At 59.2% G+C, this 17,039-nt stretch carries 12 protein-coding genes and 2 pseudogenes; 12 read left to right on the top strand and 2 right to left on the bottom strand.

The genetic code is table 11. From position 1 onward, the window contains the following. The first annotated feature begins 269 nt into the window (after nucleotides 1–269). The 4 genes and pseudogenes from N5D61_RS06760 to N5D61_RS06745 form a co-directional block, all read left to right on the top strand. Nucleotides 270–1,196 (top strand): LysR family transcriptional regulator, encoded by a 927-nt coding sequence (locus N5D61_RS06760; RefSeq protein WP_108236291.1) that lies wholly within the window; start codon nucleotides 270–272, stop codon nucleotides 1,194–1,196. Between the two features lie 504 nt (nucleotides 1,197–1,700). Then, on the top strand, nucleotides 1,701–2,546 hold the full coding sequence (locus N5D61_RS06755; RefSeq protein WP_279891556.1) for an oxidoreductase: 846 nt from the start codon (nucleotides 1,701–1,703) through the stop codon (nucleotides 2,544–2,546). A 12-nt stretch (nucleotides 2,547–2,558) separates the two neighbouring features. Beyond that, the gene (locus N5D61_RS06750) at nucleotides 2,559–3,563 is read left to right on the top strand and encodes a DMT family transporter (protein ID WP_279891554.1); all 1,005 of its coding nucleotides are present in this window, start codon (nucleotides 2,559–2,561) and stop codon (nucleotides 3,561–3,563) included. 178 nt (nucleotides 3,564–3,741) lie between these two features. After that, a pseudogene (locus N5D61_RS06745) lies at nucleotides 3,742–4,170 on the top strand (transporter substrate-binding domain-containing protein); the annotation flags it as partial. Nucleotides 4,171–4,180: 10 nt separating this feature from the next. On the opposite strand, the gene N5D61_RS06740 reads toward N5D61_RS06745, so the two are convergent. Next, on the bottom strand, nucleotides 4,181–5,113 hold the full coding sequence (locus N5D61_RS06740) for a LysR substrate-binding domain-containing protein (RefSeq protein WP_108236288.1): 933 nt from the start codon (nucleotides 5,111–5,113) through the stop codon (nucleotides 4,181–4,183). A 198-nt stretch (nucleotides 5,114–5,311) separates the two neighbouring features. Further along, nucleotides 5,312–6,235, bottom strand: coding sequence for a DMT family transporter (locus tag N5D61_RS06735; protein ID WP_279891552.1), 924 nt, complete (start codon nucleotides 6,233–6,235; stop codon nucleotides 5,312–5,314). A gap of 158 nt (nucleotides 6,236–6,393) precedes the next feature. On the opposite strand from N5D61_RS06735, the gene gcvA reads away from it, so the two are divergent. The 8 genes and pseudogenes from gcvA (at nucleotide 6,394) to N5D61_RS06695 (ending at nucleotide 16,963) form a co-directional block, all read left to right on the top strand. Next, nucleotides 6,394–7,302 carry a transcriptional regulator GcvA gene (gene gcvA / locus N5D61_RS06730; RefSeq protein ID WP_279891550.1) on the top strand — a complete coding sequence of 303 codons (909 nt, stop codon included), beginning with the start codon at nucleotides 6,394–6,396 and terminating at the stop codon, nucleotides 7,300–7,302. Between the two features lie 395 nt (nucleotides 7,303–7,697). Beyond that, entirely contained in the window at nucleotides 7,698–8,141 is a 444-nt protein-coding gene (locus N5D61_RS06725) for a cupin domain-containing protein (protein ID WP_279891547.1), read from the top strand. After that, the gene (locus N5D61_RS06720) at nucleotides 8,141–9,649 is read left to right on the top strand and encodes a methionine--tRNA ligase (RefSeq protein WP_108236284.1); all 1,509 of its coding nucleotides are present in this window, start codon (nucleotides 8,141–8,143) and stop codon (nucleotides 9,647–9,649) included. The genes N5D61_RS06725 and N5D61_RS06720 overlap by 1 nt, the downstream gene beginning before the upstream one ends. A 16-nt stretch (nucleotides 9,650–9,665) precedes the next feature. Further along, nucleotides 9,666–10,790 (top strand): FAD-dependent oxidoreductase, encoded by a 1,125-nt coding sequence (locus N5D61_RS06715; RefSeq protein ID WP_279891546.1) that lies wholly within the window; start codon nucleotides 9,666–9,668, stop codon nucleotides 10,788–10,790. Next, nucleotides 10,787–11,734: an ABC transporter substrate-binding protein gene (locus tag N5D61_RS06710; protein WP_279891545.1), complete on the top strand. Its 948-nt coding sequence runs from the start codon at nucleotides 10,787–10,789 to the stop codon at nucleotides 11,732–11,734. The genes N5D61_RS06715 and N5D61_RS06710 overlap by 4 nt, the downstream gene beginning before the upstream one ends. Before the next feature lie 49 nt (nucleotides 11,735–11,783). Further along, nucleotides 11,784–13,142 (top strand): SidA/IucD/PvdA family monooxygenase, encoded by a 1,359-nt coding sequence (locus N5D61_RS06705; protein ID WP_279891544.1) that lies wholly within the window; start codon nucleotides 11,784–11,786, stop codon nucleotides 13,140–13,142. Beyond that, a pseudogene (gene sbnA / locus N5D61_RS06700) lies at nucleotides 13,139–15,158 on the top strand (2,3-diaminopropionate biosynthesis protein SbnA). The gene N5D61_RS06705 and the pseudogene sbnA overlap by 4 nt, the downstream one beginning before the upstream one ends. Then, complete coding sequence (locus tag N5D61_RS06695) at nucleotides 15,149–16,963, top strand: FAD/NAD(P)-binding protein (RefSeq protein WP_279891542.1); 1,815 nt, start codon at nucleotides 15,149–15,151, stop codon at nucleotides 16,961–16,963. Before sbnA ends, N5D61_RS06695 begins: the two are co-directional and overlap by 10 nt. The last annotated feature ends 76 nt before the right edge of the window (nucleotides 16,964–17,039 follow it).

Below are 17,039 nucleotides of genomic sequence, written 5' to 3'. Positions count from 1 at the left end.
CTGTTCAATGCCGCTATGCCATGGCTACGGCGCCTTGGGCATAGGGGGTGGCATGTCCCTGGCCTACACTCTGGTCATCGCGGAAGGCGGATTGATTATCCATAACGCTCACCGGCAAAATGGCTGGCATCAGCAGCTGTGCCTTCATATTTCACCAACAGAGGAAGCACAGTCACGCCGTTCCTGACAATCCGGAAGCGGCCCATCGTGATCACTTATGAACCTGGGCTGAACAATTCGTGCGCAGCCTCCCTCTATGGAGAGAAAATATGCGCCAAGACCCACTGGACGGGCTGATTGCCTTTATCACGGTCGCCGAGACGAAGGGCTTTACATCAGCTGGTGTGAAGCTGGGTATCTCGACTTCGGCGGTCAGCCAGGCGGTTCGTACGCTGGAGAAGCGGCTTGGACGGGCGCTCTTCAACCGCACTACCCGTAGTACCAGCCTGACCGAGGATGGTGAGCGTTATCTGGAGCTGGTACAGCCTGCGGTTGAACAACTGATTGCCGCCTCCGCTGAAGTTGGTCGCGAATCAGTGTATCCATCCGGACAACTGCGCATAAACGTGTCGCGCGCCGGACATCTGATCGTGTTGCAGCCGATGCTGCGCCGCTTCATGGATAAGCACCCAGAAATAAGTGTCGAGGTGCGGGTCGAGAATCTGTTGGTCGATATCGTCTCTCAAGGATATGACGCAGGCATCCGCTTCGGCGAACTGGTCGAAAAGGACATGGTGGCTGTGCGCGTCGGGCCGGTAATGAGCACACATATCATATGTTCGCCGGGTTACCTTGAGCGGCACGGCGTGCCTGAGCATCCCTATGATCTGCGCGAGCACGACTGTATCAACTTTCGTCACACTACCACTGGAATGCTCGAACGCTGGGAGTTCGTCCGTGGCGACGAGAAGATCGATCTTATGGTGAACGGCCGTCTTACCGTCAACGACTCCGAAATCCTCGTGCGCTCGGCACTCGATGGACTGGGGATCGCGAATATGATTAACGGCTACATCGAGCCGTTCCTCGAAGACGGCCGCCTGGTGCGATTGCTGACCGACTGGAGCCCGCAGATTCCCTCGCTGCATCTGTATTACCCCAATCGGCGCCGCGTGCCGGCCAAACTGCGTGCATTGATCGACTTCCTACGCGCGGAGCGCGACATGCCCGCTCGGACCGGCGACCTGGTTCTCTAGCATGCGCTGGCCTGCGAGGCGTTAGCGACCATCCAGTGCCCTCGGCGCCAGGAGATCGAGCCAGCCGACCTGAGCATTGCTCTGGCGATTGAAGGCGTGCCGGTTCAGGCATTTTTGTGCTTGGGACAGGAAGCTGAAAGTTCGCCTGGATCTTGAGCCATGAAATTCTCCAATTGGTGCAAATCAAAACACTGGCCGAGTGGCGACCCGCCCCATGGGCTCAAGGTACTGCACAGTGCCATAGCGTGTTTTCCTTCGTTCGATGACCACGCAAACCAAGTTCGTGTGCCGAGCGGCAGAGTGGTTTGAACAGCGGACCGCGCAGGGACATGTGTTCGACTCGCGGGCATGGTCCAGCAAGACCGCAGCGGCGCACTGCGCCTGAAGCGAAGCTTACCGATGGCGATTACCAAGTTTATCTTCACAGGGTTTCGCCCAATTATCGGCTTATCGCAACGTCGGCAGGGAAATAAGGTAGAGGCCATCGTTGGAAAGGAGCCTGCTATGAACACTTCCGAACCTTCCCTACTGTTCTTCATTACTGGCGTATCATCCGGCTTCGGTCGCACTACCGCCGAGGCAGCGCTAGCCGCCGGGCATCGCGTCGTCGGTACCTTACGCAAAGAGGACGAGCGCGCCGCTTTTGAGGCGTTGTCGCCCGGAAAATCCCGGGGGGTATTGCTCGACGTCACCGATCACAAAGCGGTGCAGTCAACGGTGGATCGTATTGAGCGGGAAATAGGGGCGATCGACGTTCTCGTGAACAATGCCGGCTACGGTCATGAGGGCCTGATCGAAGAGTCCACTCTGGATGACCTGATCAGGCAGTTCGATGTCAACGTATTCGGTGCTGTCGCCGTCGCCAGGGCGGTGCTTCCGTACATGCGAGGTCGCCGCCGCGGTCACATCATCAACATCACTTCTATGGGCGGGATCGTCACCTTCCCAGGGCTGGGCTACTACCACAGCAGCAAGTTTGCCTTGGAGGGTTTGTCCGAGTCGCTGGGCAAGGAAGTGAAACACCTCGGCATCCATGTAACCGCCGTAGAGCCGGGAGCGTTTCGCACGGACTGGGCGGGACGCTCGATGGTTCGTGCTCCGCGCTCCATTGCTGAATACGACGAGGTGATGGATCCACTGCGTGCGAGGCGAATTAGAGACAGCGGCAACCAGCTTGGGGACCCCGCGAAGGCGGCTGCGGCCATCCTGACGTTGGTCGAGTCACCCAACCCCCCGGCGCATCTGTTGCTCGGCTCAGACGCGTTGCGCCTAGTGGAGGAGAAACTGGCTGTCCTGCGCGCGGAAATTGAGGCGTGGAAGCCTGTCACCTTGTCCACCGACTTCGAGTAATGGGCCGTTAGTATGTCCGACGCCGTTTTGGACCCGGTTGGACCACCCCCCAACCCAGCCAAGCTGACGCGGCATAGTCGTGTCGGTTTACTCTTCGGCGTAGTTGCCGCTGTCATCTGGGGCGGTTTCCTGACCGTTTCACGTCACGGTATCGGCGAAGGGCTTCGTGGCAGCGACATGGCGTTCCTGCGCTATGGGACTGCCGGCCTGCTGCTGTTGCCAGTGTTGCTGCGACGATCCCCATTGACGCTCTGCGGTATCGGATGGTGCCGCAGCCTGGTGCTGACGCTATTAGCGGGGCCTTTATTCGTCCTCATCGGTGCCAGCGGTTACCTGTACGCCCCTCTCGCCCATGGCGCGGTGATCCAGCTCGGCGTGCTGACGCTGGCTAGTATCGCGCTGTCAGCCTGTTTTCTAGGCGAGCGTCTGCGAGCGTCGCGATTGGTGGGGCTGGTGGTGCTGGTCGCAGGGTTGGCAACGATCGCTGGACCAGCAATTTTTTCCGGGGGTTCGCTCGCATGGATCGGTGACCTGATGTTCGCCACAGCAGGCGCCATGTTCGCGACGTTCACCGTGCTGATAAGGCGCTGGAAGATCGCGGCACTCGACGCGACAGTAGTAGTGTCGGTGCTGTCGGCTGTCACATACTCGCCGTCCTACCTGTTGTTAGAAGACACTGCGCGCATAGCCTCGGCGTCGCCCTCAATCCTAGTTGAACAGGTATTTGTGCAGGGTGTGCTGTCCGGCATCATCGCGTTATTCGCCTTCGCCCAAGCAGTCCAGCGGCTCGGAGCCGGGCGCGCCGCACTGTTCCCGGCGCTGGCACCCGCGGTCGCAATCCTGCTCGGCATTCCATTGATCGGCGAGTTGCCGACGGCGGGCCAGTGGCTGGGCTTGGGTATCGCTAGTACCGGGTTGCTGATTGCCTTGGTTACTCCGGCGGAGGCCTTTTCCTCACCTCCACCTGTCGACGCAGCCGGGGTTGCGGCGGTGATCTCTCCAAAAAGCCATTCATGAACTCAGGTGCGGCTTTTGGCGGGACCGGGTTGGCTTTTTCAACAGAGTCGGCCGTGAGCTGTGTATCGCGAATGGCGACGATGCGCCGGATACGGCTCGGGCGTTTCTCAAATGGTGTCGACTTCACCGACGCGCTATCGCTTGCTGGAAATAGATGCGCATTGTCAAGATGTCTGCGCAATGTCTTCTTCCCCACCTGGCGAGTGCTGCGCCGATCAATACGTTGGAGCAACTGATGCACGCGCCGCGGGTGACCACCCGGATCGCGGGGTCAGTACCCGACGCGCTGCTGGTGAAAGGCTTTTCCAATCTCGACAAGAGTGCCGCTGGGAGCGAACAGCTTTACCGCATGCTGTTGGCAGGACGTACCGATATCATCGTCGACGATACGCCCGCAGGGGTGGCTTCCTATGCCCATAAACTGAATGTTCCACCCGCCGCCCTGCGCAGGATACCAGTGGAAATGTATCGCTCTTCGCTGTACATCGCCTTTAGCCCTGGATCGGACGATGAGGTGGTGAACGCCTGGGCCAATGCGCTGGCCACCTTGCGCAACTCAGGAGCTTTGGCGAGGATTCAGCGACGATATGAACACTGGGTACGGTAATGCCCTGTGTTCAGGCAACTTTGATTAGGCCTTCGGCGTCAGGGGTTGAGCGCTTCGCGGTTTTCCCCGCCTGCTGCTCTGCCCACTTCATGAACTCGACGATTGCCCACTCCTCTCGGCGCTCTTTGGCGCAGTACACGAAATAATCGAATTTCAGTTCTGAAGTGGCGTTGGTCACCTGTACGAGTCGTTTAGAGCGCAGCGCTTCGGAAGCGAAGACGTTGTTCACCAAAGCGATGCCTTGCCCTGCGCACGCTGCACTTATCAACAGGGATTCATCTCCGTAGCTTGAGCCTGCAATCATCTTTCGGTTATTCACACCAAACGCATTCATCCACACCTTCCAGTAATTGCGCTCCGTGTCTTGCAGCAGTGGGTAAGTGAGGCAGTCCTGTGGACTTTCGATCGTGCGTTGTTTGGCGAGCAGTTCCGGGCTGCACACAGGGATCAGGTACGACGACCAGAGACGGGTTGCATGGTTGTCCGGGCTGGCAGCCATTTCACGCTGGATAGCGATATCCACATGGCCATGCTTGAGGTCTGAGAGGCCGTTGCAGATCTGAATCGAAATTTCGATGGTCGGACACCGTTCCTTGAAATCCCCCAATGCCGGTATCAGCCATGAGCTGGCGATGGTTGAGGTGGTGCTGATCGCCAGGCGCGTTTGCCGCGGCTGTTTGAGGGCTGCGCTGGACCAGGCTTTTTCAATGACGTCGAAGGTATCAGCCAGCTCTTCGAACAAGCCACGGCCACTGGTAGTGAGCTGAATTCCTTTGGCGTCGCGCTCGAATAGCCTCTTGCCGATCTGGTCTTCCAGTCCCTTGATCTGCTGGCTGATCGCTGCTGGGGAGACGCACAGGTGATCCGCAGCGCGTTTCATGCTGCCGACCTTGCACACCTCGACGAAGGTGCGCAGGGCAATCAGCGGGATCGCTCTGCTCATCGTTTAGCCTCCGCGCTGGCGTCTGAGCCAATCATTCGAAGCATCGATGGGTCTGTCCATGTGGCCATGTTGAATACGTCCAGAAGCCTGTTGGTGTCTCACTGCGCCGTATGTGGATAAATACCCGGCACAGCCCCGTCCCGTCAGGCGCTGAAGCCAGCGCCCTATTAGGTTGTGGATAACTTGAAAAGCTCGAGATCAGGTCGTTGCCGGCGTATCCTGCGCTTTCGGAGCAGGTTTGGCCTTGCTCTGGCCGAGCACGAACCACACGGCCAGGCAAATCAGGCCGCCGCCGTACAGATGGCCGACGGACAGGTGCTCACCCAGAAACATGACGCCCCAGAGCACGCCGAACGGGGGAATCAGAAACGTCACGGTCAGTGAACGGACCGGTCCGATGTCGGCGATCAGGCGGAAGTAAAGAATGTAGGCACAGGCCGTGCAGATAAAGCCAACGGCTGCGAGAGACAGCCAGACTGTCGCGTCACCCCAACTGACCGGTGGGTTGACCACGGCGGAAATACCGAAGAAAGGGGCCAGGAACAATGTCGCGCCGACCTGACTGCCGAAGGCCACCAGTTTCGCGTCGAGCCCGCCCTGGTCGGCGATCCATTGTCGGGTGAGAAAACCGGCTGCACCGTAGCAACTGGTGGCGACCAGGCAAGCCACGGCCCCCATGACGACGGAACTGGTAAAGGTCATCGGCCCGGTGGTGGTCAAAAGGGAAATCCCCAACAGGCCGACCAATACGCCCGCCGCTTTTTTCGGCGTGAGGGAATCGTTGAAGAACATCGCGCCGATCAGAACGCCCATCAAGGGGGTGGTGGCATTCAGAATGGCGGAGTAACCGGCAGGGAGCAGCAAGGCTGCCATGCTGTACATCAAGAACGGGATGCCCGAATTGATCACGCCCAGAATCAAGGTGGCTTTGAACTTGCCGTTGAATTCATGATGCGTCTTGAGAATCGCCAGAATCACCAACAAGCCGATGGCACCCAGCAGCACGCGGAAGAACGCGGTGGGCAATGCACCCAGCACGGGCGCCGCCACTCGCATGAACAGAAAGCTGGCTCCCCAGATCGCTGCCAGGAGCAGTAACCGCACATAGTCAGATGGCCGCATGACACTTCCTTCCCGTCTTCAATGCGTTCAACAAAACGACTCGAAAGGTGTAGATTGACGCTCTTCGAGCCGGGGTGTGATGATTTCAACAGTGTCTGGACCCCCGCTCAAGCGAGCTTTTCTAACGCACATTAGATTTTCTTAACTCAAGGATCGGCATGAAATTCCCGCCCCTGTACGCCTTGCTTTGCTTTGAAGCGACGGGGCGTCACGCCAGCATGAAAAGCGCGGCGGGCGAGCTTTTCGTCACCCCTGCGGCCATCAGCCAGCAGATCGCCAAATTGGAAAAAGCCGTTGGCGTCACCTTGTTCATTCGTAATACCAAGCGTTTGGAGCTGACTCCGGAAGGCAAGATCTACTTGCGTGCCATTCGCCCGGCGCTGGGTCAGATTTCCGATGCCACACAGCGGTTGATGAGCGATAACGGTCCCAACACCATCACGGTCAGCTGCACCAGCGGCTTCGCCATGCAGTGGCTGTTGCCGCGTCTTCCGGATTTTCAAGCTTTGTGCCCCGGCATCGAGGTGCTGATCAGCACCACCAACCGGCTGGTGGATCTGCTTGGCGATGGTATCGACTTCGCGGTGCGCCATGGGTTGGGGCGGTATCCAGGGCTGGAAGTCGAGATGCTGATCAATGACCGGCTGCAACCCGTCTGTGCACCTAGCCTGCTGCCGGAGTCGCGTTATCTGTCTTCCCCCATCGACCTGAAGAACTACAACCTGCTCCACGACGAGCATCGCGAAGACTGGGCCTTGTGGCTAAGGGCGGTAGGTATCGAGGACGCCGACGCGGCGGTTCAGCGGGGCTCGGTGTTCGTGGACTCCAATGGCGTGATCGAAGCGGCGTTGGCGGGCATGGGCATCGCATTAGTCCGCCGTTCGCTGATCCGGGAGGAGTTGACCTCGGGGCGCCTGGTGGTGCCGTTCCGCGCCACGATCGAGACCCCCATCGCCTACTACCTGGTTTACGACGAAACCGCCATCCTGCCCAAATCCAGCCGACAGTTCCGCGACTGGCTGGTGTCTCAGGCGATCGCCAGTCAGCGGGAATTCACCACCCGTTGAGTTGAGCGAACAGCGGGCTCTCTGGAAGTCAGTTGCCCTGCGCCCGTCTAGGCGATTGTCCTCGATTCGCGCGTTGCCTAACAATCCGCCTGTGGATAACCACAACTACGTGATCTGCGATGATCATTGTTGGCCCGTACAGCGTGCGCTATTCCACGTGACAGTTAAGTCCTGCTTCAGTGTTCAAAGTTGAAACACAGAGGGTGTAAAGCCACCCTAACTTGCTGATAAACATGATGATTAAGCAAAGTTGAGTTAAGTCAAACTTAACTGCTGATTGCGATTTTCTTGTTTGCGCCTGTCTGCGGATTTCTTCAGTTTATCCCTCAACCCAACGGCGTCATTCAGCCGAAAAAACAACGGGCAGGGATGCCCCGCGCTGAAGGAGAAACTTCATGACAGACTTTCAAATATTCCGGCCCATGGCGTGGGACAAACTGGTCCATGAGTATGATCTGGACGGTTCCCGGCTGTTGCCTTGGAAGGGCTACCCTACCCCTATTGGGGGCGGTTGGTGCGTTGTACGCCCCGGCACCCAGTCTCTCTCGCACACCCAGATCGACCAGGAATTCTTCATCGGCATCAAGGGCAACGCGAAGCTGGTCGTGGGGGAAGAAACCTATCCTTTCACCATGGGCGATATCGCCGCCATCCCCAAACACACGGATCATTACGTCATCAACGATACCGACGAAGACTTTCACTTCTATGTGGTGTGGTGGGATCGTGACTCGGCCAATCGGTTTCTCGATGAAGATGCACAACAGGCCATGGCCCTCAATGAATTCGCCTTGCAGAAGGCGACCCTTCATGACGTTTCCGATCAGAGGGCTTCGTAATGGGCAAGCTTCTGGTCACCATCACCCCACCTACGCCCAATGGCGATTTGCATATCGGGCACATGGCAGGTCCATTCCTGGCGGCGGATATCTTCACCCGCGTTCAGCGTCAGCGAGGCCATGACTGCACATTGGTCTCGTACTCGGACGATTATCAGTCTTACCTGTTACGTCGCGGGATCGAGCTGGATCGTGCGCCGCAGGAACTGGCGTTGGAGAACACCGACAAGATTAACGACACCCTGGCCAAGATGGGCATCGAAGTCGATTTCTGGATGCGCCCTTATCGCAACAACTACTTCAAGAGGGCCGTCGAGGAAACGTACGAAGCAGCGGTAAAGGCGGGGGCCATCTATAAGAAGGTCAGCCAGGAGCCCTATTGCGAACACTGTGACAAGTGGGGCTACGAGGCTTTCGGCCGCGGCAATTGCGATCATTGTGGATCGGACTCGGATGCGAGTCAGTGTGAAGAATGTGCGCACACACCCAATGCGTCGAAGATGAGTGGGTTTCACTGCAAGCTGTGCTCGGCGCAGATGATCTGGCGGCCTGTGGAACGCGAGTTCCTGGCGCTTTCGAATTTCCGCAGCCACCTCAAGAGTACGTTCGAGAACGCGCCGCTGCGGCCCTTTATCCGTCGGTTCCTGAACGAGGAGTTCGAGATCGGCCCGATCGATTGGGCCATCACCCGCCCGCACGACGGCGGCCTCGACCTCAAGCCAGACGGCAGCCGCAGGATTCATACCTGGGCCATGGGGCTGTCGGGCTACCTGGGTGCCTTCCGCGAATACCTCAACGAACACAAGCACGCCCCATGGGAGTACGACGAGTACTGTCGCTCTGGCAAAGGCCGGCTGGTGCATTTCCTTGGTTACGACTGCGCATTCAGCCACATGATGGTGTATCCGGCGTTGCTGCAGACGATGTACGGCTATCGCCTGCGTCAGACGTTTTATACCAACCAGTTCCTGACGCTGAATGGGAAAAACCTTTCGACCAGCCGTAACTATGCCATCTGGGCGCGGGATCTGGTCGCCGACGCCTGCACCGACAGCGCACGCTTTTACCTGGCGCTGATCGCGCCCGAACAGGACACCGATGACTTCGATGTGAACAAGTTCGCGACCTGGCGCGAGCAGACCTTCAACGAAGTACTCGCCAAACTGGCGGCCCAGGCCGAACGCGAGCGCGTCGACGGCGACAGCCTCAAGGTGTCATCGGCAGATGCCGCCGCGATCAAGTTGCTGGTCGCACGCTGGTTCGAAGTCACCTCGGTGGATCACTTCACCATGAAGGGCCTGGCGGTATTGCTCTCGGACGTGATCAACGCGGCGCGTGATCGCCAACTCCTCGGCAAGCGCATCTTGCCGTACATGGCGCTGATCGGTGCGATGGGCGCTCCAGTGTTTCCGGACCTTGCCCGACAGATCCTGCGCTATTGCCGCTTCACCGAGAATGAGGTGTTCCAGCAATTGGTGTACGTCAGCGCCGTCGAGTACGAGATCTGACCGGGGGCAGTCGCTGATGAAGACCTCATTTGATGTGATCGTGATCGGCGCGGGCGTCATGGGCGCCTCGATTGCTGCGGCATTAGTGGAGAATGGCCTGGACGTGGCCCTGATCGAAAAAGGAGTTGCCGGGGCTCAGGGCGCGACCCGAGACACCGGGGGGATCGTGCGCGGGCTGGAGCTGGATCCGGCGTTGCGCCCGTTGACCAGCCACCGTCCGCAGGATGACAGCACCGGCGTCGTCCATTCCCTGTTCGCGCAGGCACTCAAACGCACGGGAGTGGCGTATATCGCCAGTTCCGACGTCTGCGGCCAGTATCTCGACGCGGTGGGCAGTGAAGGGACGCAGAACGTCGAACTGCATGCTTCGGTGGGGCCCTTGGACAACGGTCGTTTTTCGGCGCTGTGCCCGCAGGAATGCCTTTTGATCGAGCGCAACGGCGGGATCGTCGATGCGCGGGTGGCTGTGGCGAACCTTTGCCGGTACGTCCGTGAAAAGGCGACCTTCATTGACCATCTGGCGGTGGATCACTGCCGGGATGAGGGCGGTCAGGTCCAGGTCTTCGCCGGTCCGCTGTGCCTGACGGCGACATGGGCGGTCGATGCCAGTGGTGCCAATGGTCCCCTGGCCAGACCGCACGGCGCCGTCCATGCGCGGACGATACCGTTCACCCGGATGGGGTGCGATCAATCGCCGAGCATGCCGGTCATTGCGCATCATTTGAATACCTATCTATTGCCACTGGGGCGCAGTGTGATGCAAGTCGGAGGGCAGCGACGGCAACGCGCTGGACATGCTGACCAGTTGAACCTTGCGAGTCTCGACAATGAACAGGATGTCGTCGAGCGTGTGGCGCGGCTTGGCTACGACGCGCATCACTGCTGGCCGTTGGTGACTCAAGTGGGCTGGGATGCCTATACCGATGATGGTCGGCCGCTGATCGGTCGCTTCAGTGACGACAGTCACCTCTACCTGGCGACCGGCTTCTGTGGCATAGGTTTCAAGATGGCGCCCAATGTCGCGGAACGTTTGGCGTATGAGTTGAGTAGCCTGATGGCGGGGGTAACCCTGGACAAGAGCCACTGCTCCACGATGCAGGCTTTCTGTCCTTCCCGCTTTACCGAGGTCGCCTTGTCATGATGCGCCTGGGAATCTGCGCGGCGCTGGACGTACGCACCACCTTGCACGCTCGAAGCTTTTTGCGCGGCGTCTATCTGTCGAGCCACTTGTTCAGCCATGTTCGTCGCGCTCAACACCTGTATCTCGACGACGGCGCCAGCGCCGAAGGCGGGCAAGCGGCTGCTGAACGGTTCATCGAGGCAGGGGTCGATGCGGTCATTGGGCACTTCGCATCCGAGTCCGCCGCCGCAGTCATCGAGCGTTATGCACAGGCGGGCATTCCGCTGATACTCCCGGCGTCCACCTGCGCCCGGCTGACTGAAGACGGGCGCACCACGTTCCGGGTATGCGCCTCCGATCGCAAACTGGCGCAGCAGCTTTTGGCCTTTGCGCAAGAGGCCGGATTGAGCAAGTTGGCGTTGTTCGCGGATGCCAGTCTCCACGGCCAAAGGCAACTGCTTGAATTGGAGCAGGGCGCTAGCTTATCCACAGTCCGCATCGTGAGCGACCCTAACGAGGCTGACGCGTTGGTCTACTGCGGCCGCCTTAAAGCGAGCCACCAGTTCCTTGTGGATAACCGGGCGGCTGGATGTGAATTACCCCTGATCTTCACCGACGACGCAGCGTCCCCTGCGCTCGCCCAAGGCGTTGCCCGTCCTGGCACGATCTACGTGGTGAGTTTTCCGATTGCCAGCGATCTGGCGGAAGCGCAGGGCGTCGATCAGGTGTACCAGCGCTTCTACGGCGAGCACACCCCGGTCTACGCCATCGAAACCCTCGCTGCGTTTTCCCTCGTCGACGCGGCTGCTCGTCAGCGTCGCCATTTGCTGGATGCGCTGCGCTTCGACCACTTTTCCACACCCGCAGGCCCCGTCAGTTTCAGCAACGGGGAGAACGATCACGCCCGTGTTTCGCTTTGGGTCTACGCCGACAAGCGCGTCCATGAACGACGGCTGCTGAGTTGAACCGGGCCATTGGGCTCGCCACGTCTCATTCTTTTCAGGAAGAACCATCATGAATCAGTTTGAAATCGAGGGTATGCGCCAGGAGTTGGACGTCGCATCAGTCGGCTTCGGTCCCGCCGGTATCGCGCTGGCCTGTGCGCTGGAAGACGAAGCGGAAGACAACGGCAAGAAGCCGTTCCAGCGGGTGAAGTTCTTCGAGAAAGGGCGCGATACGACTTGGCATGGGGCGTTTTTATTGGCCGGGACTGACATCAACCATCATGTATTTCGTGACTTGGTGACCCCGCGTAACCCTCGCAGCCGTTTCTCTTTCGCCATGTACCTTAAGGCGAAAGGGCGCCTGTACAAGTTCGGTCTGCTAGGCCGCCCTGCCAGCCGAGTGGAGTGGTCGGACTACATCAGTTGGGTTGCCGACCAGTTGAACGATTATGTGTCCTACGACGAAGGGGTTGTGGATATCCTGCCGGTCACTGAGAGCGGCATCCTCAAGGCTGTGGATATCGTGACGCCGAAGGGCATCTATCGCACTCGGCGCTTGGTACTTTCGCACGGCAGCCTTCCCAGGATTCCCGAGGTCTTCAGCGCGCATTTAGGCGGCCGGGTTTTTCACACGTCGCAGTATTTGAAGAACGTCCACTTGGGCGGCGGCCCGATCGCCCAGCGCTGGCTGGTCCTGGGTTCTGGGCAAAGCGCGGGCGAAGCGGTTGCGCACCTCCTGGGCGCTGCACCGACCACCCAAGTGCACTCCGTCCACCGGGGCGTCGGGTTCAGAGTGGGGCAATTGGGGCAGTTTCCCAATATGGCTTTCCTGCCGGAGCAGGTGGACTACTTCCACCAGCTGGAGCCTGCGCGGCGTACCCGAGTGTTCGATGAGATTCGCTCGACCAACTATGCCGGAATCGACGCCGATGAGAGCCAAGCCTTGTACTCCTTCATGTACGAGGGCGAGGTCAGCGGCCATCAGCGTCTTAATTTACACACATGGTCCAGTGTCGAGTCTGTGGAAAAGGTCGGCGATGCCTATTCCGTTGTGCTGCGTGACAACAATACCGGCAGTGAAACCACGCTCTATGTCGACGGCATTGTCCTCGGCACGGGTTACGAACAACTGGCTGTCCCGCCGCTGCTGACGCTGCTGCTGCCCTGGCTGGTGCGCGAAGAAGACGGCAGCCTGTCTGTGGACAGATCCTACCGAGTCAGCCTGCAAAACAGCGAAGGGTTGCAGATCTTGGCCAACGGGACCTCGGAGAAGACCCACGGCATCAGCGACGCGCAATCCTTCTCGATGGTGGCGCTGCGTGCCCAGCAATTGACCGATGCATTGCTTGCGACGCAACCGCGTCAACTCGCAAAGGTTGTATCTCACCCTAAGCGGGCTGCGGCTGCGCGCGCCGAGGCTCGGTCATGAATTTCATTTCTCATATCGTGGGCGACTCGAATTTCGTCCGTGTGAAAGGTCTTGGCTTCGAGAACCTTCATCTGAAGCTGGAATCCTGTAACCCGGCGGGCTCGATCAAGATGAAGACGGCTATTGGCTTGATCGATTCTTACGCAGAGCGACGACTTATCCACAAGGATACCGTGCTGATCGAGTCGTCCTCCGGGAATCTTGGGGTGGCGCTGGCGATGATTTGCGCGGAACGAGGCTACAAGTTCTGCTGCGTCGTCGACCCCAATACCAATCTTCACAACATCAAAATGATGGAGGCGTTCGGTGCACAGATCGTCATCGTCACCGAGCGTGACGACAACGACGGCTACCTCGGAACCCGCATCCGCTACATCCGCGATACGGTCGCTAGAGACCCGCGCCATCTTTGGCTGAACCAATACAGCAATCCGGCCAACGCTCGGACGCACGAGCAAACCACGGCTCGCTCGATTCACATCGCCTTTCCGGCGCTTGATTACCTCGTCGTTGGCGCGGGAACCACAGGGACCTTGATGGGCTGCGTGCAGTATTTCCGCAAGCATTCACCGCGTACCAAGATCATCGCCGTAGACAGCGCAGGCTCGGTCACTTTCGGGCAGGCGCCGGGCAAACGCTACATCCCTGGGCTGGGATCGAGTCAGATGCCGCCGATCTTTCGTGCGCATCACCTGCATAAACAGCAAGTGGTCGACGAGCGTGCGACGGTGGCCATGTGTCGCTGGCTGGCCAGGTCCAATGGTGTGCTGGCCGGCGGCTCGACGGGCACCGTCATTGCCGGGCTGGCTGCGCCATCACTGAATATTCCCAAGGATGCCGTAGTGGTCGCGATCTCGCCGGATGCCGGTGAGCGCTATTTGGAAACCATCTACAACGACGAGTGGGTCATTCAGAAATTCGGGCTTGCCGAGCTGTCAGCGCTTTCCTCGCAACCAATCAGCCGTTACCTCAAACAGTACGTGCATTCTTTCGAAAGGGAGGAGGCCAATGTCTGATTTTCATGTGGTACCGGGTGCCGTGATCAAAGACATTCTCGACGTGCAAGCACACTCGATGGTGGCGCGGGTCGAGCAGGTCTATCTGCAGCACCACGATGGACAGACGCTCAATCCAGACAGCTATTTCCTGCGTTTTCCACAGCAGCCCGCCAATCGCATCATCGCGTTACCTGCATCGCTGGAAGGCGAGGGGGCGGTGGCTGGCATCAAGTGGATCTCGAGTTTTCCAGCCAACGTTCAACAGCAGAAGCCACGAGCCTCTGCGGTTGTGATCCTCAATGATCGGGAGACAGGCTATCCGGTCGCCTGCCTTGAAGGCGCCCAGATCAGTGCCGTTCGAACGGCGGCCTCGGCGGTCTCGGGCGCTTACTGGCTTAACGGGCAGTCTCGGCAGGCGGGATCGGTGAGCTTCATCGGTGCCGGCGTCATCGCACGCAACATCGCGCGCATGTTAGCCGTGGAGGGATGGAATCTCGGGGAAGCCTTGGTGCATGACCTGGACTCAGCCTCGGCCAACGCATTGAAAGCCTTCATCGAACAGAGGGACTTATGCACAGCCCGCACTGGCTCACTTGAAGAGGCGTTGGCGGCAGATCTCGTGATTTTCGCCACGACCGCTGGCGAACCCTACGTTGCGCACCCGAAGGCATTTCGGGCGGGTCAGGTGGTGCTCAACATTTCCTTGCGCGACATCTCCCCTGAAGTGCTGCTGGCGGCCAACAACCTGTGTGACGACGTCGAGCATTGCATGAAGGCCAACACCTCTCCGCATCTCGCCGAACAACTCACCGGTCATCGTCACTTCATGAACGGCACATTGGCGGGCCTGATGCGCGGCGAGGTCGCACTCGACCCAGGCAAGCCGTCGATCTTCTCGCCCTTCGGGCTTGGCGTGCTGGACCTGGCACTGGCCAAGTTCGTCGTGGATACCGCATTGGCTGAATCGCGTGCCGTGGCCATTGATGCGTTTTTTGGAGAAACCCTGAGATGGAACTGAGTGCCAGCTTGCGTTTTGTTCGTGACCTGCATGAGCGCCAACCCATCGATGATCGCGGGGCCGCTATACAGATCGGCATCGTCGGGTGTGGTTCAAGGGGGCTGACCGTACTTGAACGGCTATGCGCGGTCGCCGCGCACAGCGAGCGAAGGGTGGCGATTCATGTGTTCGAACCTCGCCAACCGGGTCCGGGTTTGCACTCGGTGGACCAGCCCGCCTGGCTGATGCTCAACACTGTGGCGTCGCAGATTTCAATGTTTCCGGACTCCGCCGCGCTGAACGGGCTTGCCGGGCGCACAGGACCGAATTTCTATGAATGGTGCTTGCGCTATAAGGCGGCAGAGCGGGTGGTCAGGCCTGATGAGTTTCTTCCACGCGCTTGGCTAGGAGAGTACTTGGCATGGACGTATCGGGAAGTCCTTCGTACGCTGCCCACATGCGTCGACGTCATCCATCATCCCCATGCTGTGGATAACATTGAGCACACCGATACCGGTGCCTTTGTATTGTCCACAGATGACCGACAGCGCTATCACGTGGATTGGCTCTTGATCACCATCGGGCACGCTGAGCCGCCTGCTGCTGGCGCGGGGCTGGGAAAGACAACCCAGCGTGTTTGCGCTTATCCACAAGCGCATGCGAGCCAGACTATCGCTTCCACACAGGCGGTCGGCATCGAAGGAATGGGGCTGTCGGCGATGGACGCGGTCGCGCAGTTGACCGTGGGACGGGGAGGGCGCTTCATCGCGGGGCCTGCTGGGCTGACCTATCAGCCGTCCGGTGAGGAGCCTCGTCTGTTTATGTACTCCCGTCGTGGGCTCCCCTATTGGACTCGGCCCGACATCGTCCCGCATCGGCTCGGAGCCGCTCCGTTGATATTCACCCTATCCGCCGTCGCCGATCTACGCGCCCGGCACCCGATTGGCCTGGATTTCGAATGCCAGGTGTTGCCGCTAATAAAGGCGGAGATGGCTGCGGAATACTTTGGCATGGTCGCCTCTCTGCGTGGCGAGTCCTCCTTGCGGGTGAAGTCGGAAATCGCGACTGCTCACCTGTTGGGCGAGATCGAGCCCAAGCTACACGCTCTGGCGCGGATGTTTGGTGTGCCGGGCCTGGACCCTATGCTTTTCGATCCCGGCTATTCGACAGCACCTGTGGAGAATTACGCGCAGTGGGTGAGATCAATGATCGAGGCGGATTTGCAGCAGAGCAGCTACGGGCTTGATCAAAGCCCCATCAAAGCTGCGGCTGAGGTGTGGAGGAGCTGTCGAGAGCAACTGCGGCGTGTTGTGGATAACCAGGGGCTGAGCAGGGCGTCCCATCGGGTGTTCTTCGATGAGTACGCTCCACTGGTCAACAGGATGGTGGCGGGTCCCCAAAAAGAACGTCACCAAGAGCTGTTAGCACTGGCAAACGCTGGCATTCTCGACTGGGTCCATCCTTCGCACGTCACGCGCGACCCCGAAACGGGGGACGTTGTACTTCAGCGCGAGGGTGAAAGTGCGACGTCATTGGACGTGGTTATCTCCGCGCACGTCAGTCCAAATCTGACCGTAGCCTCGCAGCCAGCGATCATACGTCAATTGCGGGAGAGCGGAATTATCCACAGTGGCGATGGGAATGATGGACTGATTCATATCGACAGCCATGGCAGAGCTCAACCCAATCTGTGGATAACCGGCCCCATCGTAGAGGGCGCTACCTATTACAACCACTACGTGCCTTCATCGGGGAGCTACTCTCGGGCGTTTGTCGATGCTGATCGAATCGCCCGGGAAATGTTAGGGATGATGGTGCCGGCGTGAACATCGCCTGAGTATCCGCTGCGATAAGCCACCCTGATGCCACGCGTAAAAAAGCCCGCACCGGCAACGCCGGGCG

Origin of the sequence: Pseudomonas sp. GD03842 (genome assembly GCF_029841165.1) — a bacterium.
Lineage (GTDB): Bacteria > Pseudomonadota > Gammaproteobacteria > Pseudomonadales > Pseudomonadaceae > Aquipseudomonas.
Note: the sequence above shows the minus strand (reverse complement) of the source record. Positions and strands in the feature narration are given on the sequence as shown.

Bases quoted from the DNA above. Each gene is read 5' to 3' on its own strand.
- gcvA (WP_279891550.1), top strand. From the start codon at position 6,394: ATGAAATTCCCGCCCCTGTACGCCTTGCTTTGCTTTGAAGCGACGGGG.
- N5D61_RS06740 (WP_108236288.1), bottom strand. From the start codon at position 5,113: ATGAGCAGAGCGATCCCGCTGATTGCCCTGCGCACCTTCGTCGAGGTG.
- N5D61_RS06705 (WP_279891544.1), top strand. From the start codon at position 11,784: ATGAATCAGTTTGAAATCGAGGGTATGCGCCAGGAGTTGGACGTCGCA.
- N5D61_RS06720 (WP_108236284.1), top strand. From the start codon at position 8,141: ATGGGCAAGCTTCTGGTCACCATCACCCCACCTACGCCCAATGGCGAT.
- N5D61_RS06755 (WP_279891556.1), top strand. From the start codon at position 1,701: ATGAACACTTCCGAACCTTCCCTACTGTTCTTCATTACTGGCGTATCA.
- N5D61_RS06750 (WP_279891554.1), top strand. From the start codon at position 2,559: ATGTCCGACGCCGTTTTGGACCCGGTTGGACCACCCCCCAACCCAGCC.
- N5D61_RS06710 (WP_279891545.1), top strand. From the start codon at position 10,787: ATGATGCGCCTGGGAATCTGCGCGGCGCTGGACGTACGCACCACCTTG.
- N5D61_RS06695 (WP_279891542.1), top strand. From the start codon at position 15,149: ATGGAACTGAGTGCCAGCTTGCGTTTTGTTCGTGACCTGCATGAGCGC.
- N5D61_RS06725 (WP_279891547.1), top strand. From the start codon at position 7,698: ATGACAGACTTTCAAATATTCCGGCCCATGGCGTGGGACAAACTGGTC.
- N5D61_RS06715 (WP_279891546.1), top strand. From the start codon at position 9,666: ATGAAGACCTCATTTGATGTGATCGTGATCGGCGCGGGCGTCATGGGC.
- N5D61_RS06760 (WP_108236291.1), top strand. From the start codon at position 270: ATGCGCCAAGACCCACTGGACGGGCTGATTGCCTTTATCACGGTCGCC.
- N5D61_RS06735 (WP_279891552.1), bottom strand. From the start codon at position 6,235: ATGCGGCCATCTGACTATGTGCGGTTACTGCTCCTGGCAGCGATCTGG.